Source organism: Streptomyces sp. NPDC051907 (assembly GCF_040681075.1).
In the GTDB taxonomy this organism is placed as follows: domain Bacteria; phylum Actinomycetota; class Actinomycetes; order Streptomycetales; family Streptomycetaceae; genus Streptomyces.
In genome coordinates this window covers 15,982-34,519 of sequence record NZ_JBFAYB010000093.1, presented here as the reverse complement: position 1 = coordinate 34,519, position 18,538 = coordinate 15,982, and the positions used below count along the sequence as shown (strand labels likewise).

General features: G+C 64.6%; 21 protein-coding genes. 2 read left to right on the top strand and 19 right to left on the bottom strand.

The genetic code is table 11. The features are described 5' to 3' along the window. Nucleotides 1-302 precede the first annotated feature (302 nt). Both AB0M39_RS33505 and AB0M39_RS33500 read left to right on the top strand, forming a co-directional pair. Complete coding sequence (locus AB0M39_RS33505; protein ID WP_365370469.1) at nt 303-1,130, top strand: helix-turn-helix transcriptional regulator; 828 nt, start codon at nt 303-305, stop codon at nt 1,128-1,130. Continuing rightward, on the top strand, nt 1,127-1,348 hold the full coding sequence (locus AB0M39_RS33500; protein ID WP_365370467.1) for a DUF397 domain-containing protein: 222 nt from the start codon (nt 1,127-1,129) through the stop codon (nt 1,346-1,348). Before AB0M39_RS33505 ends, AB0M39_RS33500 begins: the two co-directional genes overlap by 4 nt. A 60-nt stretch (nt 1,349-1,408) precedes the next feature. Here the strand turns inward: AB0M39_RS33500 and AB0M39_RS33495 are convergent, their stop codons facing one another. From AB0M39_RS33495 to AB0M39_RS33405, 19 genes are all read right to left on the bottom strand, one after another. Next, on the bottom strand, nt 1,409-1,657 hold the full coding sequence (locus AB0M39_RS33495; protein WP_365370465.1) for a hypothetical protein: 249 nt from the start codon (nt 1,655-1,657) through the stop codon (nt 1,409-1,411). Nucleotides 1,658-1,990: 333 nt separating this feature from the next. Further along, nucleotides 1,991-2,266: a hypothetical protein gene (locus AB0M39_RS33490; protein ID WP_365370463.1), complete on the bottom strand. Its 276-nt coding sequence runs from the start codon at nt 2,264-2,266 to the stop codon at nt 1,991-1,993. Nucleotides 2,267-2,325: 59 nt separating this feature from the next. Next, entirely contained in the window at nt 2,326-2,490 is a 165-nt protein-coding gene (locus AB0M39_RS33485; RefSeq protein ID WP_214980298.1) for a hypothetical protein, read from the bottom strand. A 48-nt stretch (nt 2,491-2,538) separates the two neighbouring features. Further along, nucleotides 2,539-3,414 (bottom strand): hypothetical protein, encoded by an 876-nt coding sequence (locus AB0M39_RS33480; RefSeq protein ID WP_365370461.1) that lies wholly within the window; start codon nt 3,412-3,414, stop codon nt 2,539-2,541. A 422-nt stretch (nt 3,415-3,836) separates the two neighbouring features. Next, a complete protein-coding gene (locus AB0M39_RS33475) occupies nt 3,837-5,684 on the bottom strand; it encodes a DNA polymerase (RefSeq protein ID WP_365370459.1) in 1,848 nt (615 codons plus the stop codon). Nucleotides 5,685-5,771: 87 nt separating this feature from the next. Continuing rightward, the gene (locus AB0M39_RS33470; RefSeq protein ID WP_365370457.1) at nt 5,772-8,249 is read right to left on the bottom strand and encodes a phage/plasmid primase, P4 family; all 2,478 of its coding nucleotides are present in this window, start codon (nt 8,247-8,249) and stop codon (nt 5,772-5,774) included. Nucleotides 8,250-8,289: 40 nt separating this feature from the next. After that, the gene (locus AB0M39_RS33465; RefSeq protein ID WP_365370455.1) at nt 8,290-8,796 is read right to left on the bottom strand and encodes a hypothetical protein; all 507 of its coding nucleotides are present in this window, start codon (nt 8,794-8,796) and stop codon (nt 8,290-8,292) included. A gap of 389 nt (nt 8,797-9,185) precedes the next feature. Further along, nucleotides 9,186-9,476, bottom strand: coding sequence for a hypothetical protein (locus tag AB0M39_RS33460; RefSeq protein ID WP_365370453.1), 291 nt, complete (start codon nt 9,474-9,476; stop codon nt 9,186-9,188). Next, nucleotides 9,469-9,666 (bottom strand): hypothetical protein, encoded by a 198-nt coding sequence (locus AB0M39_RS33455; RefSeq protein ID WP_365370451.1) that lies wholly within the window; start codon nt 9,664-9,666, stop codon nt 9,469-9,471. Before AB0M39_RS33455 ends, AB0M39_RS33460 begins: the two co-directional genes overlap by 8 nt. Before the next feature lies 1 nt (nt 9,667). Next, nucleotides 9,668-10,372: a hypothetical protein gene (locus AB0M39_RS33450; RefSeq protein WP_365370449.1), complete on the bottom strand. Its 705-nt coding sequence runs from the start codon at nt 10,370-10,372 to the stop codon at nt 9,668-9,670. A 171-nt stretch (nt 10,373-10,543) separates the two neighbouring features. Further along, on the bottom strand, nt 10,544-11,386 hold the full coding sequence (locus AB0M39_RS33445) for a hypothetical protein (protein ID WP_365370447.1): 843 nt from the start codon (nt 11,384-11,386) through the stop codon (nt 10,544-10,546). A 124-nt stretch (nt 11,387-11,510) separates the two neighbouring features. Continuing rightward, complete coding sequence (locus tag AB0M39_RS33440; protein WP_365370445.1) at nt 11,511-12,590, bottom strand: hypothetical protein; 1,080 nt, start codon at nt 12,588-12,590, stop codon at nt 11,511-11,513. Between the two features lie 329 nt (nt 12,591-12,919). Continuing rightward, complete coding sequence (locus AB0M39_RS33435; RefSeq protein ID WP_365370443.1) at nt 12,920-13,504, bottom strand: hypothetical protein; 585 nt, start codon at nt 13,502-13,504, stop codon at nt 12,920-12,922. Between the two features lie 52 nt (nt 13,505-13,556). Further along, nucleotides 13,557-13,757 (bottom strand): hypothetical protein, encoded by a 201-nt coding sequence (locus tag AB0M39_RS33430; protein WP_365370441.1) that lies wholly within the window; start codon nt 13,755-13,757, stop codon nt 13,557-13,559. Nucleotides 13,758-13,781: 24 nt separating this feature from the next. After that, nucleotides 13,782-14,714, bottom strand: a complete 933-nt coding sequence (locus AB0M39_RS33425) for a peptidoglycan-binding protein (protein WP_365370439.1) — start codon at nt 14,712-14,714, stop codon at nt 13,782-13,784. A 101-nt stretch (nt 14,715-14,815) separates the two neighbouring features. Then, nucleotides 14,816-16,447 carry a hypothetical protein gene (locus AB0M39_RS33420; protein WP_365370437.1) on the bottom strand — a complete coding sequence of 544 codons (1,632 nt, stop codon included), beginning with the start codon at nt 16,445-16,447 and terminating at the stop codon, nt 14,816-14,818. A gap of 172 nt (nt 16,448-16,619) precedes the next feature. Then, nucleotides 16,620-16,865 (bottom strand): hypothetical protein, encoded by a 246-nt coding sequence (locus AB0M39_RS33415; protein WP_365370435.1) that lies wholly within the window; start codon nt 16,863-16,865, stop codon nt 16,620-16,622. Nucleotides 16,866-16,871: 6 nt separating this feature from the next. Further along, the gene (locus tag AB0M39_RS33410) at nt 16,872-17,477 is read right to left on the bottom strand and encodes a hypothetical protein (protein ID WP_365370433.1); all 606 of its coding nucleotides are present in this window, start codon (nt 17,475-17,477) and stop codon (nt 16,872-16,874) included. Then, nucleotides 17,461-18,537: a hypothetical protein gene (locus AB0M39_RS33405; RefSeq protein ID WP_365370431.1), complete on the bottom strand. Its 1,077-nt coding sequence runs from the start codon at nt 18,535-18,537 to the stop codon at nt 17,461-17,463. Before AB0M39_RS33405 ends, AB0M39_RS33410 begins: the two co-directional genes overlap by 17 nt. Between the last annotated feature and the right edge of the window lies 1 nt (nt 18,538).

Sequence of the window (18,538 nt, the reverse complement as noted above, 5' to 3'; positions counted from 1 at the left end):
GCCGGATCGGCTCAACCGCCACGTAGGCGCGTCCCTCTATCGGGTCGCCGGCCCGCATCGGCAGGTAGAAGCCACGCGCCATGAAGGCCGTTTGCAGCTCTTCAGCCAACCGCCCGGCAATCTGCCGGGCTTCGGTGCGGCTGTCGTTCGGGCTTGCTGCCATCGGGAGCTTCCTCACGCGTCATCGCCACGTCGGGCGGTGCAACTACCTTCCGTACTCCGATCGTTGCCCTACGCTCGTTAGAGAACTAGAGGGGCAGCTTGGACAAACGCAACTGTCCAAATGATCTTGAGGGGTTCGCGTGACTGTCGAGGATGAGAACGTTGACCCGTCTGACCCGTACGCGTCGCCGTTGGCTCACTTCGGGAGCGAAGTGAAGTTAGAGCGGGAACGACTGGACCTGAAGCGGCCGGAGTTCGCTAAGAAGGTCAGTTGCAGCCCGTCGCTCGTGGCGAAGATTGAGACGGGAAACCGGGTGCCTGGGCTGGAGTTCGCGGAAGCGTGTGACCAGATCTTCCCGCACGCCAACGGGCGCTTCGTGCGGCTCTGGCCGCTTGCTCTTCGTTACGCCTTCCCGCCATGGTTCCGCCGGTACGCCGAACTTGAGTGGGTCGCTTCTGCGGTCCGTATGTTCAACCCCCAGCTCGTTCCTGGGCTCGTTCAGACGGAGGAGTACGCGCGGGCAGTCCTGCGCACCGCTCGCCCGACGAACTTGGACGACTTGGTGACAGCCCGGATAGAGCGGCAACGCATCCTCACGCGGGACACGCCAACGAAGGTCTGGATCATCCTTGACGTTGGGGTACTCACGCGCACGGTAGGGAACAAGGAAGTCATGCGGGGTCAACTGACCCGGCTTCGCGATCTTGCGGAGACTCCCCCCCACAGGGTCCAGATCATTCCGGACAAGGGGCGTCACCATGGATGGGCAAGCCCCTTCGGGATGTTGTCCTTCCCCGAAGGTAAAGACGTGGTCCACGTGGACGGCTTCCCGAAGGGGTACCTACTGGCCGAAGCGGACGACGTCCAGTCAGGGAACGATGCCTATGATCTGCTCAACGCATTGGCTCTGTCCCCGGACGAGTCGGCACCCGTGATCGACTCCATCATTAAGGATCACTACTCATGAACAACCCGCCCCCCGCCCCCGAACCGGTGTGGCGCAAGTCCAGCTATAGCGGAAACAACGGGGGCGAATGCATCGAATGCCGTACAGACTTGGTCTCAGTCGGGAAGGTCCCCGTACGCGACTCCAAGTGCACAGACGGTCTAGTCCTCACCTTCTCAACAGCAGCGTTCAGCGACTTCGTCCGGGCTACCGTGGCCGGCGACTTTGGAACCGTCTGACCGCTCCCGCCACGAAACCCCGTAGTCATCAGGGGCTACGGGGTTTCGTCGCGTCTGGGCTTACGCCGCGAGCGTCACGCGCTCGTCCAACTCGTCCCACACAACCCAGGGTTCCGTTGACGGAATGTAGAGCCCTGTCTCTGTGGACTTGTGCCACTCATGGGCACCGACCACCACACCACTGGGCAGACGTCCGGCCAGAAGTCGGAACCGTGGCGTGATGATCGGCTTCAACAGCCGGGCGACGCTTGCCGCGTAGACATACAGAGCACGGCCCAGTTCGGCAGCGCTGTAGATGTAATCGGGCATGGGGGGAAAGTCGTCCCCGGCAGGCTTCCAGGTCCAGCGTCTGGGCGCGTCACAGACGTAGACCTCGGTACGGAACTCGACAGTGGCAATCCTTCGTTCATCAGTGGACAACACGACCCCCCCACGGGTTTCACGGCGTCTCGCACAACCGTTCGACCAACGTACACCCCGTGACTGACATATGCCTATGGGTTAGTTCACTCATCGACCGTAGGCTATCTAGTCGGCACGAAACGGACAAACAGAAAAGCCCCCGCCGAAGCGGGGGCAGTCTGTGCGTCACTCATCGTGATCATGTGCGCCGTACGTCGATGCTGAGCCGGGACGTTCCTCTTACCAGCGGGACGGGGGCATGTACGCCGGGCGCGGACGCGGGGCGGTCGGCAGCGTGGCGGACCTGAGCGGCGAGTGATCCGGCTTGTTCACGGTCTCACTGGCCTCAATGAGCCAGAGTCCCAGTTCACGCGCCTGAGCGGGGCTGAGCTTCGCCCGGTCCCCCGGTACAGCGAGCGAGATTGCCCGGGTTTCCTTGTCGTTGTGCCACACGAGCACACGGCCGGTGTCGCCGCTCAAGGTGGCCTTCGTCTCGCGAACGGTGTTCAGCGGCATGGGGTCTCTCTCCTGTCGGTGGTACTGAGTGAAGGGGTCTCGTCCGGTCAGTCCGGGCATCAGGCGTTCGCCAGTTCGTCCACGAGCGCGGAAGCGTCGTCCGCGGGAAGTACGACCGTCGCCACCGTTCGGCCGGCAGGGTCTCGAAGGTGCATGTCCACTTCGATCCCGCGCCGGGTCACGTCCACGGTTCCGCCGTCAGCCGTGGTGAAGGTGCATGTCATGGGCTGTCTCCCTGGGTGGTCTCACCCGGGGTCTGGGGAGTCGATTGCCTACGCGGCAGCGCCCTTACGCGTCAGGTTCTTCGCCATGGCAGCGGTCAGCTCAACGGCGTGGTCGGGGCTCTTCGCGCCTACTTTGATGTAGCGCTTGCCGAAGCTCTTCAGCCCCTTGCTCCGGGCTTCCCGTACGGCTTTCGGCGTGGTCCCCATGTCGCCGGCAAGCTCCTCTTCGTTCGTGTTGCCGTAGAAGGCCACGGGCTCTATCCCGTACGTGGCGCGGAGTACGTACGCCTGCCCGTCGCCCATGGTGTCCAAGATGCCGTTAACAATGGCGTGCTTGACCCGTCGCTCTTCGCGGGACACGTCGTCCGGGGTGATCAGGTCATCGGGCACTCCGTATGTGGACGTGCCCGGCTCCCACGGCTCGTCACTGGTCGTTCCCGGTGCGGGAACGTCAAGGCTGTCCGCTCCCTGATAGGCGAGACGAGCGGCATGGGCCCGGTCCGCGCTCAGCCGGCGACCGGCAGGCGGGACCGTCTGGGCCAACTTCTCGGCAAGGTAGGGGTCACTGTCGGCCATGTTCAGCATGGACAGGAAGACCTTTGCCGCGTCCGGGTCCGCGCCTTGATTGTGCTCCGCCCGGGTGGCGTTCAAGAGCGTGGTCTCAACGGTGCTGTACGCGAATCCCAGGAAGTCCGCCGTCACCGCTTCGTCAAAACGGCCCAGCGCTTCCCAGACGGCAATGCGGCCGATCTGTTCGAACTCTTCGCGGTAGTCCTCATGGCGCGGACCGCTCTCCGCCATGCGTCGCGCTGCCTTACGGGCCAGCACGGATATCCGTCCTTCGGTTGCTGCGATGACCTGGGTTATTGCCTCAAGGTCCTTGTTCTGGGCAGCACGAACAGTAGAAAGGGCAAGCTCTGTCACGGGTGGCTCTCCTTCGGCTCACCCGTGGTCTGGGGAGCCGATTGCCCGAAAAGGGCGAGAGCCGAGAGCGCGCTAAGTGACCTGGGTCACAACCCGTTTTTGGGCGCACGAATCCCGTTGCAGGCGAAATGGAGGCGCGACAGATCAAGCCCCGTCCGGGGTGCTTGACGGGGCTTGATCAGGGCCGTACGTCGTTGCGTTGGCCGGTGTCCGTGCGAACACCGTTGGTGTCTTTCACGGGCTTAGATCCCTTGCCGCACACGACAGTTGTGGAGAATTCCGGGACGTGACCACGGCTCATCCGGGGGGATGAGAGCGACCACGAGACACGCCCCGGGCGTTATCCGCCCGTTACGAAGGCGGGGACTTCAGAGGTATGGACAGGGCGCGTGCCTACTCACGTGAGTAGGCAGACCGGGCGCTCAGAAGTCAGCGCCGTACAGGCTTCCCCACGAGCGACCCCCGATCTCCGCCGTTGCGTCGATGGGCACCCCGAACAGATCGAAGGTCATGCACTGTTCCACCGCGCGTGCAACATCCTTCGCGTCCGACTCCGGGGCGGACACCAGGACTTCGTCATGGATCGGCAACTTCAGGTAGTCGAGTAGACCGGCCTCTTCCATGTTCAAGAGCGCCTGACCCAGGCAATCCCGCGCGGCGGACTGGCACGCGTAATTCACCACGGCGTACGTCCGGTCACGGTCCAGCGGAAGCCGGCGACCCGTGGCGGAGATATGGACCATGCCCGTCTCGTACGCTTCGCGCTGCCACCGTGAAGAAGCGCGCTTCACTTCCGGGTACACGCGGTCATACGCGGCCAGTGCCGCCCTGACTTCCGCTTCCGGGGCTCCGGTCTGCCGCTGGATTGTCCCCAGACCCCCGCCGTAGACCTTGCCGAAGGCGATGCCCTTTGAGATCTTCCGGTGTTTCGCGGTGAAGTCGGGTCCGTAGACCATGCGCGCGGTGAAGTCGTGCAAGTCCTCACCCGCGTGGATGGCTTCCTTCATGCGCTTCACGTCAGCGAGAGCGGCAAGGACACGAAGCTCTACCGCCGCGAAGTCGGTGGAGATCATGACGTGTCCGGGGTCGGCCAGCATTGCCCGCCGGATCATCGCGTCAGATGACGGAAGGGTCTGAAGCGCCGGCCGCGTAATCGACATGCGACCGGTCCGGGCTTGCATGGAGTTGATGAAGGGGTGAATGCGCCCCTGGGCATCCACGGTCTCAAGGAAGGTGTCCGCGTAGGCGCTTCGCCACTTGCCCGCCCTCTTGCTGCGAATGACCGCTTCGGCAAGGGGATTGGGGGCCCGCATGTGCTGCCGCTCCCACTGAAGCGACATGTCAGCGAGCGACGAGAGAACGGCCTTATCCACCTTGAGCGCGCCGGACGCTGTGCGCTCTGTCAGGGTCTCGCCCATGCCTATGAGCGCTTCGGCTATCTGGCGTGGTGAGTTGACGTTCTCGACCCCGTATCGGGCGGCAACGTCCACGAAGCGGGCTTCTTCGTCGTTCAGCGCGTCTTGGAGCCCATAGACGTACTCCTCATCCAGCACGATCCCGGCGCGTTGCATCACGGCACAGATGCGGGCTATCTCGTGTTCGTACTGAACGAGCCGGTCACGCACGCCCAGGCGGTCAAGCTCAACCGTCAGGCAGGGATCAAGGCGCGCGGTGAGGATGCAGTCAAGTCCCGCATACAGGTTGTAAGTCGGGTGATCCAGCGCGATACCGGCCCACCCGGTCGCTTTCGTCAGGCCCAGGCTCCGGAAGACCTGGGTCAGGTCCCCTTGCGTGTCCGGTGCCGTCCGGTCCACGTAGAAGGCGCTGAGCGGCTTGAGGCCGGTCCCAATGCCGCCTTCCTGGGGCTGCCGCGGGTCCACGAGCCCCGCCTTGAGCTTCGTGTCCGTGGTGCGCGGGGCAAGGCTCTCAAGAGCAATGCCCGCGTGAGCGTCAAGGACGAGCCAGTCAAAGGGCGCGTTGTGAATGAGCACCTGGGCGACGCGACGAAGGGCAGCGCGAACGGCGGAGTGGAACAGTCCCCCGCGCTCCCAGTGGATGACCCAGGCGGTATGCGCGTCCCCGAACTGGACGGTCCGGAGTCGGTAGCCGGGACGGTAGATATCAAGCCCGGTGGTCTCCGTGTCCAGCGCGACCGGTCCGCGCCGGTTGGCCTCAACGAGCCACGCGCTGAACTGGGCGAGATCTTCGCGGGTCTGGGGGACGTGGACGGTTACCGTGTCGCCGGCCACGTTGTGACGGTAGGTCTGCACTGTGGCTCTCCCTAGACAACGAAAGAGAGCCCACTCACGTGAGTAGGCTCTCTTCGGGGTGCGTATGTGGTTGTGGGTGCGATAGGGCTACTGGGCGAAGATCCCGGGGCCGCTCACTTGCCGCCCTTCCTGAGCGGGACGGACCCCGACGAGCGCAATGCCCTTGTTGGTTTTCTTGCGCGTGACTCCGCGCTCTTCCATGGCTCCGAAGAACGCGCGCCGGGTCCACCGCTCCTTAGCGGGCAGATTCTCGGCTTCGCACCAATCGAGATAGGCGTTGAACGCGTCTCCGCCGGGCATCACGCATCCGTCGTCACAGCGCTCAAGCACCCCGGGAAAGAAGCCGCTCAGCGCGTCGCTCGTCTCCCGGTACTCCTTCGTGGCGGCAGCGATAACGTCCGGGTCCTTGAGCCCTTCGCGGAACCACTCAGCGGAGCCACGGACCGCCCAGGCGGCAATGCCCTCAGCCTCAGCGGCTAGTTTCTGGTCAAGGTGCGGGTCACGCTCTTCGGGCGCGAACCACCGCTTGAACGGCAGCATCTTGACCCGTCGCCAGAGCCCTTCGTCCTGACCGCGAAAGCGGGGCTTGTGGTTGGTCGCAAGCATGATCAGGAACGAAGGTTTGAACTCGAAGAACTCTTGCCGCATGAATCGGGCGCTCATCATGTCCTTGCCGGACGCGCGCTTGAGGATCGCTTCCGACATGGGCTTGCCGCTCTCGCCTTCGCTCGCCATGACGAGACGGCTTGCCCTCAGCGCGGCAATGTCGTTGGGGATTCCGCCGTTGGGCTTCTCCTCAAAGGTGCTGAAGCCCGTGGTCTTCGTGACCGCGCGGAACACGTGCGTCAGGGTGTCGGTCGCGACGCTCTTACCGTTCGCGCCCTTGCCCCAGAGCACAACGAAACACTGTTCGCTGACGTGGCCCGTGATTCCGTAACCGATGAGCCGGCGGAAGTAGTCGGCAAGCTCAGGGCTGCCCGGGAAGATCTCCAACAGGAACGCAAGCCACCTGGGGCATTCGGCTTCGGGGCGGTAGTCGATATCCAGCGCGTACGTGAGCATGTCGTTCTTGTCGTGTGCGCGGAGTTCCCCGGTCCGAAGGTCGACAGTCCCGTTGGCGAAGGACAGAAGTTCCGGGCGCGCGTCGAATTCGGCAGCATCCACGTGGACGGACGGCACGGCGCGAAGCTCGCGGATGAGTGAGTCAATGTTGCGCGTGAGCGTGAAGCCCTTCGCCACCTTCCGCAGACGCTCACCCGGATCGTTCTTCTTCTCCCCGCCCTTCGCCGTGTGCTCCGCGCTCAGCTCAGCGGCTGCCACGGTGAGGGCAGCGCCCATGTGGTGGATGGCCTGACGGACGCGGGTTTCACTGCGCTCCCATGTCTTGCCCGACCACATGTAGAAGCCCAGGCCCGGGGCGTGCTTGATCCTGCCGTTGGTGAAGGCAACGAGCGCGTGAGCGTTGAGCACGTCCGACGAGCCGTAGCGCTCAGCGAACTCCGTCATGAGCCTGACCGCTCGCGCGGCTTCGTCGCTGTCCGGGACGAGCGCGCCGGTAGCCCCGTCAACGAGTGCCTGGGCCACGGGCTTGACCGGACGAGCCCCCTTCACAGCGCGGTGAAGAGCCGTGGGGAAGGCTGCCGGGTCATCCTCACGCCACCGGGTCAGGTCGTGTCCGACCGTGGGCACGTCCAGCGCGAAGACTTCCACCCCGTGGGCGGCAAGCCCCTTAGTGAGTCGGTCGGTGAACCCCTGCCCGGCTTCGTCGTGGTCGCCGGCAACGATCACCTGAGAGCCCTTGAGCCCTTCGGCCAACTCCCGTGTCAGGTCCGGGTTGCCCGCCAGAGAAGCACCCCTGACGGCAACCGCGTCATACCCGACGCTGACCGCTGTGAGCGCGTCCCCGGGCCCTTCGGTCACGATGGTGACCCCGTAGCCCCCCTGACCGCGAAACACCCCGTAGGGAGTCCAGCGCATCCCTTCGGGGTTCATGAGACTGAGCCAACGCCCAGGACACTGCCCGGTGAGGTCTCGTCCCTGTAGTCCCCGGGCCACGCCGGCGAAGTCCCGGAGCGGCACAGTCAGCCGCGGATACGCCAGGAACGAGCGGGACCGGTAAGCGAAGGTGGTGATGCACTCTCCGTCATCCACACCTAGCCCGTGGTCCGCGCATCCGTCCATGTCGAGACCGAAGCGCCCCGCCGCATAGTGGGCAGCGCGAACGGCGGCTTCGTCGTCCAGCTTGCGAAGCAACATTGCCGACTCGTCCACGTAGGCAGCGAGAGCGGCAGTCTCCGCCGGGCCCACGAGCCCGGGGCGTTCCTTCGGGACGGTCAGCCCGTCGCCGGACGCGTTGAAGAGGTCAGGCCACGAGAGCCCAACCGCCCTGATCACGTCCTCAGTTCGGCAGCCCGCACGGCATGTGAGCCTTACCTTGTGGTCATCCCCGCGCCACACCCGAAGGGACGGACGGGAATCGCCGTGCCCTGGGCAGAGCGCGAGATACCCGCCGTCCGCCTCTTCGGTCACCTGAGTGAAGCGGGTGAGTAGATCACTGAATCTCATGTGTGAACCTCCTTCACCCGCTCTCTGGGGAGCCGATTGCCTACGTCAGCCCCGCGCGCATGTCGGCAACGAGCTGGGTGAAGCGCTCAACGTCGGTGGTCAGGTACCAACGGGCGGAGTCCAGCCCGCGCACGGACGCGTTGAAGGCGTAGCGCTCCCGCATCTGCCGGGCACTGAGGCCCAGGGCGAGACGCACCCGCGTCCACGTGGCAAAACCGAAGTGCACTCGTCCCCGCCGGACGTTGGCCCGGCGCACCTTGTGCACCACCACCCCGTACGGGAAGCCGGCGTTCGCTGCCTCAACGTCCGCTTGCCTCAGCCACGTGGGGACTGCCGGGGACTTCACGTCCTTGCATTCCAAGATGAACGGGGCGCAATGCACGTCCCCCACGTCCGCCGCGCCTTCCTGGGCGGCACGCTTCACGTTCAGCGCGGAGAAGATATCCAGGAACTTGCCCAGCTCGTTCACGAGCCCCAGGGCGGTGTTCATGTAGTTCCGCACGTCGCTTTCCCAGGCGGTCCCCCGGGCCTTGTTCGGGTTAGCCACGTATCCACCGCCAGAGCGCGCAGACAAGGGAGTCCACGGCGCACACCACGGCATAGACGACCAACGCGGTCAGCACGAACCACAGGGACGCAAGCGCGCCCATCATCAGCCAGAAGCCCATTACCGCGCCCACCCAGCGTCAGCGCCACGGCAAACCGCGTGAGCTATCGCGTCCACGTACCGGCCCCAGTCCCGCCGGCTCCACACTCCGGGCTCAAGCCACAACGTGTCTCCGTCGCCCAGGCCGCGAAGGTCACCCAGCGGCGGAGCGCTCAGGCTCGTGATCCTTGTTTCCATTCCTCCCCCTGACTGCCTACTCACGTGAGTAGGCCGGACATGCCAAAGGGCCGGACAGCACCTCAGCGGTACGGCCCGGCCCTTCGTGGTTGTCACCCGTTGGTGTCGCGCTCTCCGGTCGCGTTGGGCAGGCAGAGCCGCGCGTGTTCGGTGGAGATCCATTCCTTGCGAAGGCGCTTGCGCGCCACGAAGCCGGATTCCGTGCCGGTCGGCTGAACGAGAAGCATCGGGCGAAGGATGCCGTCCACCTTCTTCGTGGTGACCTTCGAAATGATCGCGTCGGCCAACCTGACCCGGTTGCCCTGACGAGCGCCGTAGGTGATCAGGTCACCCGGATACAGGTGGTTGCCCGCGTAGTCGGATACCGTCCCGCGCTTACCCATAGGCGTATCCCTCTTCGTCGTCCACGCCGAAGCGCCGGCGACGCTCGCTGATCACGTGCTTGATCTCCGCCGGCTTCCACGTCCACAACGGCTCTTTGAGCGCCGGGTCCGGCAGCGCGCGGAGAAGGGTCCGGAACTCCGGGGTGTCGCCCTGGGCGCTCAGGAACGAGCCCGGAAGGTAGCCGCCCACGTCAGCGCTCTTCGGTGATCGCGTCGGAGTACGAGCCCAGCACCTCAATGACGGGCTTGCGGAAGTCCACCTTGATACCGGCGTTGTTGGTGTAACTGACGTGCTCAAGGGTCAGGCTGCACAGCGCCTCACCCTCAACAGCGTCTAGCGCGTCCTTGACTTCGTGGATGACCTCAGCGAGCGTCCACGCCGTGGCAATGAGCTTGCCCTTGCCCAGCTCGTAATCATGGGCGAGACGGAAGGTCACGTTGATAGCCGGCGCTGGGCCGATCCCCTGCCGGGCCGCTTCCTTGCGCTCACTCATGAGCTTCGGGCAGCCGCACGGATCGCCCTTGCGCTCCGCCGGGGACAGGTAGGCCACTCCGTCGCACTCGTGGACCGGACCGGTCCGGCCCCAGAGAATGAGCTTGTCTTCCACGGCCTTGCTGCCGTCAATGACGATCTCAACGGACGGAGTGTCCGTCAGGATCTGAAGGTTCATTTCCTTCGTCGCGTCCCACTCGTCCACGCTGCCGCCCATGAGCTGGGCAACCGCGTCAGCAACGGTCGGGTCTCCGGTCAGCACACGCCAGTTGGCGAGAGAGACCGGCTTCTTCTTCACCACCATGCCGGACCGGAACTGAAAGGTGTAGTCGTTGGTGAACTCGTGTTCCGGCTTCGGCTTCGGCTTAGCGTCCGGGTCGGTGGCGAAAATCTGAAGCGCCATGCGCGCTCTCCCCTGGTTCGAAGTGGTCAGGGGGACGGGCGGGGCTCAGTGGCTCACCCGCTCCGTCTCCCTTCAACCGGGGTCTAGGGGGCCGATTGCCTACCGTCCGCGGGCACAGAAAGGCCCCCGGCAACCGAAGTCACCGGGGGCTGTCTGGACGTACCGCCGGGGCTACTTGGCCCGGCGCTGAGTGCCGGTCACGAGCTGGGCGGTTGCCTGGGCAATCGCGCGGCCAATGACCGTCTTGGACACGTCCCGGTCCCAATCGAAGATCTCGCGCAGACGAAGGAACGTGGCGAACACGTCGTGAGCGTCGATACGAACCGGCTTGAGCGCCCAGGTCTCGTCAGTGATGTGCAGCACGGCAGCCCCGTCAAAGTCGGGCATGGGCTCACTCGTGCCGTCCGGGGCAATGATCCGGTCAGCGTGCGCGTAGGCGCTCATCTGAAGCGCCACGTCCGGGTAAGTCGCCTTGCTCGTCTTCCAGTCGGCAATCAGGGTGTGCCGCTCGCCCGACCGGTCCGGGGTCGGCTTGCCGTTCTCGTCCAGCCAGACGTTCAGGATCGCGTCAAAGCTGCCGGCGTACTGGTATGTGTCCGACCACGCCACGTCTTCGGCCCTGACCAACTCCGGGTTCACGGCCTCAAGGAACTCCGCGAAGTTCAGGCGGTACGGCTGAAGGTCAGGATGAACGCGCCCCGGGACTTCCCCCCGGATCATGCGCTCAAAGAGATCGTGCGCGTCAGAGCCCACGTCAGCACGGCGCTTCGTGTACCGCCGGGCAGCGCCCTTGAGGTAGTCAACTGCGCCCTGACGGTCCCGCTCTGCCATCTGCTGAACGAACGGCAGCGAGTCAACCGCCAGTTCGGCAACCATCTTCGCGTTCCAGAATGCAAGGAACGGCTTCGGAAGCATGGAGATCACGGACGTGACTCCGGGGACCTTCTTCTCTGGGGTCTCCGGGTCAAAGTAGAAGCGGCTGCCGCTCCGGGTGATGGTGCGAATCTGGCCCATGGGCCCCCCTTTGGTGGTGAGTGATTCACCCCGTCTCTAGGGAGCCGATTGCTTGCGTGCGGACACGACGAAGCCCCGCCCGGATCGTGTCCAGACGGGGCAACGGGGTGGTGCGCGTGCTGGATCAGAGCATGTCGCTCACGGAGTCGGCAAGGGCCAGCACCTCAGCAAGGCGCTTCTTCGCCTTGCGCTTCTCGGCAGCGCTGAGCTTGTCGGCGTTCTTCTCAAGCTTCGCCAACTCCCCGGCCATGGAGTCGAGATACGACGTGACGCGCTGGGCCGGGGTCAGCCTGGGCTCATCCTCGGAGACCTCACCGCGCGCCTTCGCCTCTTCAAGCGCCTTCGCGTTCCGGCGACGCTCCGTCTCGATCTCCGCGCGGGTCCGGCGGGGCAGCGTCATTTCCTCCTTCGCGTACAGCGTGTAGACGCTCTCCGAGAGCTTCGGGCTCTGCCCCTTCGCCTTCGCCTTGCTGTACGCCTCAGCGGCCGTCGGGAAGCGCGCGGTCAGTTCCGCAAGCCCCTTCTCTTCGTCTTCGTCCAGACCCCGGAGGTACGTCACGAGCACGTCACCGGCAGCGTTGTTGGCGCTCTTCTGCAACGCCTGAAGCGCGTCCGCCTTGTCCACGTCCTCAGCCTTGAGCGTGGCTTCAACGCGCTTGTAGATCTCGCCTGCCGCGTCCTTCGTCGGCTTCTGGATCGCGAGAAGGTCAGGAAGCCCGCTCTTGTGCGGCATGGTCATTCGCATGTCATGAACCACCTGGGCGAGCGTGCGCCCCGCCCCCTGAAGCACGATGCCCGCTGCCACACCCTCAGTGGCCTTCTGGGTGCCCAGGTCAACGAGCTTCACCACGTCGGGGTTGTTGTGCCAGTCCTCACGGCCCAGAACCACGGTGCCGCTCACCGCCTTGCCCTTCGGCTTCTCGACCTGGGTCCCCTTGTCCTTCTTCGGCTCGTCCGCCTTCGGGGCTTCGCCTGCCGCCTTGAGCTGGGCCGTGAAGTCCTTCTTCGCCTTGACGGAGCCGGTACCGCTCACGGACTTGATGAGCTTTTCCGTCTCAGCGGCAAGCTCACTCGCCTCAGTCGCCTTGCCTTCGGCAGTGAGCGACCGGACCCGCTCAATGTTCGCCGTGATCTGGTCGTTCGCGCTGGGCGCGTCCGTGGTGGCGTTCGCCATGGTGTTCCCCTCCTGGGTTTGGGCGTTCATGCGAGCGGCTACCTTGCTGCACTTCGAGCACGTGAGATACGGCGTGTGCGCAAGCCTTGCGTTGGTGATGCGCTCGTTGGCCAACGAGACGAAGTCAGAGCCCTGGGCGGCATGTACGACCTTGCCCCGCCCGATCGTGAAAGCCGTGTATCCAGCCGGTACCCGTACAGCGCTCATGGCTCAACCCACCCCCGTTTTCCCCGCGTTCAGTTTCTGCGTTTCAGACACTACACGCTCAGAAAGTTAAAAAACAGCGATCGTGCCTACTCACGTGAGTAGGCTCGTGAACGCACGAAAGCCCCCCACCCGATGGGGTGAGGGGCAGTCGGTCACCGGTACTGAACGAGAGCGTCAGTCCAGCAACTCAGCTCGTTGAGCGTGCCGTTGTTGGCAAGGGACACGTCAGCCGGGTAGTGGTCTAGCGCGGTCTCGCTCTCGTGGCCGGCGGTGCTCTCGTCCATGCGCTCAGCGCCCTGGGGACGGACCAACCGGACGAGCGTGAAGCCCCGGGACTTGAGCGCCTGGGCTTCGTTCTCGTACCTCACATCGGTCACGACCACCGGAAGGTTCCAGCGATCGGCCACGGCCACTTTGTCGAGAGCGAGGCTCAGCCAGTAGACGTCATCCTGGGCGCGGACGCTTTCGCCTAGGCGCTGAAGTGTGCGCCGGACTTCCGGGCAACGGTCCTTCGCCTTCCCCCATCCCCAGCGCTTGACCACGTCGGTCAGGCGGACGGGTAGCGGTCCGTACCCGGCGGGTTCGTACATGACCACGGGGTCAAGGTTGAGCGCCATGTCCTTGAGCGGGTCCGCGAAGGCAACCCGCGTGAACGCCCAGGTGGAGACGAGCCGGCGGGCAACGGTGTCCTTGCCTGAGCGGGCCCGTCCCATGAGTGCGATGTGTCGATAGGTCATCCCCAGCCCCTTTCGGTGAGTGGTCTCACCGGGGGACTAGGGAGCGCATTGCCTACGGGCGGTACTGGCCGGTGTACGCGGCTACGGTCTTGCCGTCCTCAAGGCGCTGGACAGCCTCACCGGTACCGAGCACGGCAGCGACCACGCCCAGGATGAGCACGGACGGAAGGTCCGGGACGAAGTGCGCCACCAGTGCGAGAACAGCGACCACCACGGCGTACAGCCGGGCAGCATGAGCCTTGACGAAATCCATGGGTGTACTCCTCAGAGAGTTGGGTTAGACGTGCGGGATCTTGAGCGCGTCCCACTGACGCGGGCCCGGCCAACCGTCAGCGTTCGAACCGGAGTCGCCTAGCTTTCGCTGCCACTTCCGGAAGGACTCACGGTCAGCGTCCGACCACTTCGGACCCGGGCCGGACTTGTAGGCGCTGCACCCCTCAGCCACGAGCCGGCGACCCATGGCCGTGACGATCGGGCTGTTCGGGCTGCCCTTGAAGAAGGCCACCCCCGGGAAGGGCTGATACTTCGGCTTCGCCGGCGTGGTCGCCTTCGTCTTGAGCTTCTGGCCCGGCTTGATCGTGTAGGGAGCCTTGAGCCCGTTGAGCTGGGCAAGGGTCTGCCACTTGATCCCCAGCGCCTTGCCGATGCCGGACAGGGTGTCCCCAGCCTTCACGGTGTAGGTGCTGCCGGAAGGGGCCGGGTCGGGCTTGTCGTCCACGAGCGCCTTTGCCCGCTTCACGATCTCCGGAAGCTGGGCAACGATCTTGCTGCCGGGGCACTGGGTGTGTCCGCCCCAGGCAGAGCCGCCCATGCCATGCCAACCCAGGCCACGCCCGGAGACCCCGGAAGCCACCTGAAGCGGTACGTCATAGGTCTTGTGGGCCCAGGCCAGCACCTCAGCGTTGCGGCGGAGCTGTGCGTCAGTCAGCGCGTCCCCGCCGTGGCCTTCGTTCTCGATGCTGAGCCACGTTCGGTTTCCGCCGGCCTGGGCCCAGGCACGGTCAGTCGTGTCTACCCACTGCCACAGTGCGCCGGTCCGGCCGGTGCCGAAGTGGCTGGACGCCTGGGCCTTCGGGTTGCGGAACCAACTGTCAGTTCCGCTCAGCGTGCCCGCCATGATGTGGACGACCACGCCCCTGACGGATTCCTGTCCGCGGGAAGTGTGGTTCACGGAAATGGGCTTCCAAGTAGCCCCGTTGAAGCGCGCCATGCGCGGTCCCCCTTCTACGCAGAAGCCCCCGCCCGAAGCCCGGACGGGGGCAGGTCCCACCCGGCTTCTAGGGGGTGGGTTGCCTACTCACGTGAGTAGGCTCAAACCAGTGCAAGCGCCATGATTGCCGGGTCAAGCCCGACTTCACCCGTGGACTGATTCACGGTCGCCGGCAGCGACGTTTGACCGCTCGCAATGCACCAATGGCGCTGAAACACGGTGCCGAGAAAGAAGTTGCCCGGGTTGGCCGGGGCTTCGTTCTGAATGTGCATGTAGTAGAAGTCAGTTGCGGACCCTGCCGACACAAGAAAGGCAGCCCAGTAGCGACCGGGGGCAAGCGTGACCGCTGCCGTCAGCGGGACCGGGACAGCGCCAATGTGGTTGTCCTTCGCTCCGGGTGCCGTATTCGTGTCCTGACCGGCAGCCGGAAGGCTGGACACGAGCCCGGAAGTGGCGACGCGGGAACCCGCTTCGTTGTAGATCCCGGCATAGAAGCGCGCTGCCGGAATGAGCGTTGAGCCGCCCCAGCCACGAGCCATGATGACAACACGGTTGACCTGGGTCGATTCCGTGATGTTCATTCCGCACATGTAGGTACGGCCCACAACAGCGGCCTTCGCTGCCGGGTTCGCCACGGCGGCAGGGTCAACCGACCACGCCTGAAAGCCCAGCGCTTGAGGAGTCCACGAATTCTTTGTCAGGGCAGTTGGAACCTGGGCAATGGGCAGCCGGGTTGTAGCGTCCAGCGTCGCAACGCCGTTGGCAGCACCACGAGTGGACACAGCAACGTACGTGCCCGACAAGCTTGGAATCTGAGCAACGGGAACGTCACCCGAAGCGTCAAGCGTGGCAACGCCGTTCACTGCCCCCTTCTCGCTCATGGCGACCGCGCCAACGTCGGCAGCCGATAGCGTGACAGCCGGACCGCTCTCCCCGTTCACGCTCGTGACAACGTCAGTGGGAGTCGATAGCTGAGCAGCAGGAACCTTGCCGTCAGCGCCCAGGGACGCAACGCCATTCGCAACTCCCTTGCCAGCAACGGGAATCGCGCCAACGTCGGCAGCGTCAAGCACAATGTCCGGGCCCAGGTCTCCGTTGACGGAATTGACGGAGCCCGCGCCCGGGTCGCCCTTCGGGCCCTGGGCTCCGGTGTCGCCCTTCGGGCCAACGAGCGTGGCAAGCCACTGGGCCTCAGTGCCGACGAAGCCCCCGGCTACGGCTACCGCGTAGGCGCTTGAGCCCGCCGGTCCCGCTGCCCCGATCGCCCCGGTGTCGCCCTTCGGGCCCGGCACGGTGCTTGCCGCTCCGGTCGCCCCGGTGTCTCCCTTGTCGCCCTTCGGTCCGCGTAGAGAAGCGATCCACTCAGCCTCAGTACCGATGAACCCGACAGTCACAGCGGACTGATAGGCGCTCTTGCCGGTCTCTCCCGTGTCGCCCTTCGGGCCGGGAACGGGTACGTAGTTGGGGGTGGTCGGGTCCGCCGGCGCAATGTCGGCTAGGTCAACGTCCGGCACGTTCCGGGGTAGCAGCATGGCGAATGTGCGAGAGCCCACGACACCGGCAAGGTTCTCCTTCACGGAGTACGACCAACCCGAAGGGTTCATGTCCGGTGCGTCTGTGGCGGGCAGCACCACGGAGAACGCGCCGTTCTCGTCAAGCTGGGCGACCACGGGGCCCGCAATGAAGAGATCGGCTTCCGGGAAGGTCAGAAGCCCCGGGATGCCGAACGTCACCGTGCCCCCCAGGGACCGCCCGTCCGGGCCCCGGTAGCGTCCGTGAACCCGCACGGTCGGAATGCTGGACGGCAGCGGGAACGTCTCAAAGGGTGTGGTCACTGGTCCCCCAAATAAAAAAGGCACCCGTGCCTACTCACGTGAGTAGGCTGAGTGCCTGAACAGTGGTCGGTTACGGACGCGCTAGAAGCTCAGCAATCTGGGCGCGTAGCTCAGCGTTCTCACGCCTCAGCTCTATGACTTGCTTGCGAAGCTCAACGATCTCGTCCGCCTGCCGCTGGGACTTGCTGGCGAAGGCTTCCGCCTCTTGCCGCCATGCGTCCCGCATTCCTGACTTCCACTTGTTCAGCGAGATAGCCAGGAACACGAGCACGGGAACGACTACTTCAGCACTGGCCGCTAGCCGTGCCAGATCCATAAGGGGTCACTCCTCAACGGGCGTGAGCGCCCCATCAATTCGCGGGTTGCCGTCTGGGGACTCTTCCTTGTAGGTGCCAGCGGGAATGCCGACCACGATGGAAGGAAGGCCAACACCAACGGTCACGCTCTCGTTATTGATCGTGACGCGCTTGTTGACCCGGTAGTTAATGCTGATGTGCTTGTAAACCCTGTCGTCAGCGAACCCGACCGGCTGGGGGTGAAGCCACGAATAGACGAGATCCCGTGTCCAACCACCTTGATCAAGCGACTTGTCCAAGGTGATTTCTTTGGTCTTGCCGCCGGTCACTCCGTCTTGCAGCCAGATCGTCACGGACACGTCTGCCGCCGCTCCACCGGTCCAAGGGATGTGGAAGGGGATGGACGCGATGATGACCGGCATGTTCAGGCCCGTGGTGTTGATGACGCCCAGGCCATGGGTGAACTCCGCTCCAACGGTGCCCTCAAGGGAAGGGCTCTGGATCATCCCGACCGGCAGCCGCTCGTTGACGCTACCGAGCTGGGGCTTGCGCTCAAGGGAGTCAAGCCGCCGCTTCATGTCGTTGATCTCAGCAACGAGTGACGGGGGAAGGGCATTAGACTGAATCGTCAATTTCAAACACTTCCTTGTTGGCCAGCGACAGCCCTATGAGTTCGGTGCCGTTGGTGTCCACGTCAACCTTTCGCTCAGTGATCACGTACTCATCAAAGAGCGCCACGTATCCGTAATCGGCAATGACAGTTCCGGTGTCCCCAGGAACGAAGTCCGCGGGATTGAATAGGCCCGGGTAGAGCGTCAGCGTGGGAATGGCGATAGGCGCGTTACCGACCGCAGCAATTCCGGCAGCCTTCGGCCCCAGGGTCGCCACGTCCTTGACGTCTGAGTAGGTGGCTACCTCAGTGCGCTTCGGCATGACCCCGACGAGCGCGTTGTTCGTCTTACCGGCGGCAGCCTTCGCGCCCGTTCCGGTGTCCGCGCCGAAGGCCACCACGTGGGTTGCCATGGATGAGCCGTCATAGCTGACAGCGGTGACGTTGCAATTCTTGCGGTGCTCAAGTTGGTAGGGGAACAGCGATTCACCACGGCCACGCTTGAGGAACCGGTTGCCCAGGCGCTTGCCCTTCTCGATCCAGTAGGGCGCGTAGCGGAAGTAGAACCCGCCGGCGTCATCGGCCAATTCCTCAATGGCCTGACCTATGTTCTTGAATTCCCAGTAGGACCACTTGCGGGTACGGATGCGCCCGGTCGGGGACAGGAACGATGTGTCAGTCCCAATGCCGCCGCTCTCGTTCGCGTACTCAATCCAGTCCGTCAGCAGAAGCGCTTGATCCGTGGCCGGTCGGTTGTAGCCCCTGAAGTTGTCCAGATACCGGCCCGAGTAGTACGAGTGGTAACCCGACGCGTTCAGGGTGAGCGTTCCGCCGCCCAGGTCCGCGTTGAGCGTCCACAGAATGCCGCCCCAGACAGGTTCGGCATCCCGAGTGACCACGAGCCCGGACACGGCCGGCTCAAGCACTCCCCGGGCGGCTTCGGGTGCGTCCAGCGGGATGGTCACTGTTGCCGACCCGGCAGCGTTCAGGGAATCGGTGTACCCAATGGCGGTGACCGGCAGGGTAGCGACTACCTCACCGGTCACCATGTTCGTCTGTAGCACTTCGTAGAGTGCGCTCACG

Bases quoted from the DNA above. Each gene is read 5' to 3' on its own strand.
- AB0M39_RS33490 (WP_365370463.1), bottom strand. From the start codon at position 2,266: ATGCCGCTGAACACCGTTCGCGAGACGAAGGCCACCTTGAGCGGCGAC.
- AB0M39_RS33470 (WP_365370457.1), bottom strand. From the start codon at position 8,249: ATGAGATTCAGTGATCTACTCACCCGCTTCACTCAGGTGACCGAAGAG.
- AB0M39_RS33435 (WP_365370443.1), bottom strand. From the start codon at position 13,504: ATGACCTATCGACACATCGCACTCATGGGACGGGCCCGCTCAGGCAAG.
- AB0M39_RS33430 (WP_365370441.1), bottom strand. From the start codon at position 13,757: ATGGATTTCGTCAAGGCTCATGCTGCCCGGCTGTACGCCGTGGTGGTC.
- AB0M39_RS33445 (WP_365370447.1), bottom strand. From the start codon at position 11,386: ATGGGCCAGATTCGCACCATCACCCGGAGCGGCAGCCGCTTCTACTTT.
- AB0M39_RS33495 (WP_365370465.1), bottom strand. From the start codon at position 1,657: ATGCCCGATTACATCTACAGCGCTGCCGAACTGGGCCGTGCTCTGTAT.
- AB0M39_RS33425 (WP_365370439.1), bottom strand. From the start codon at position 14,714: ATGGCGCGCTTCAACGGGGCTACTTGGAAGCCCATTTCCGTGAACCAC.
- AB0M39_RS33500 (WP_365370467.1), top strand. From the start codon at position 1,127: ATGAACAACCCGCCCCCCGCCCCCGAACCGGTGTGGCGCAAGTCCAGC.
- AB0M39_RS33450 (WP_365370449.1), bottom strand. From the start codon at position 10,372: ATGGCGCTTCAGATTTTCGCCACCGACCCGGACGCTAAGCCGAAGCCG.
- AB0M39_RS33415 (WP_365370435.1), bottom strand. From the start codon at position 16,865: ATGGATCTGGCACGGCTAGCGGCCAGTGCTGAAGTAGTCGTTCCCGTG.
- AB0M39_RS33460 (WP_365370453.1), bottom strand. From the start codon at position 9,476: ATGGGTAAGCGCGGGACGGTATCCGACTACGCGGGCAACCACCTGTAT.
- AB0M39_RS33440 (WP_365370445.1), bottom strand. From the start codon at position 12,590: ATGAACGCCCAAACCCAGGAGGGGAACACCATGGCGAACGCCACCACG.
- AB0M39_RS33485 (WP_214980298.1), bottom strand. From the start codon at position 2,490: ATGACATGCACCTTCACCACGGCTGACGGCGGAACCGTGGACGTGACC.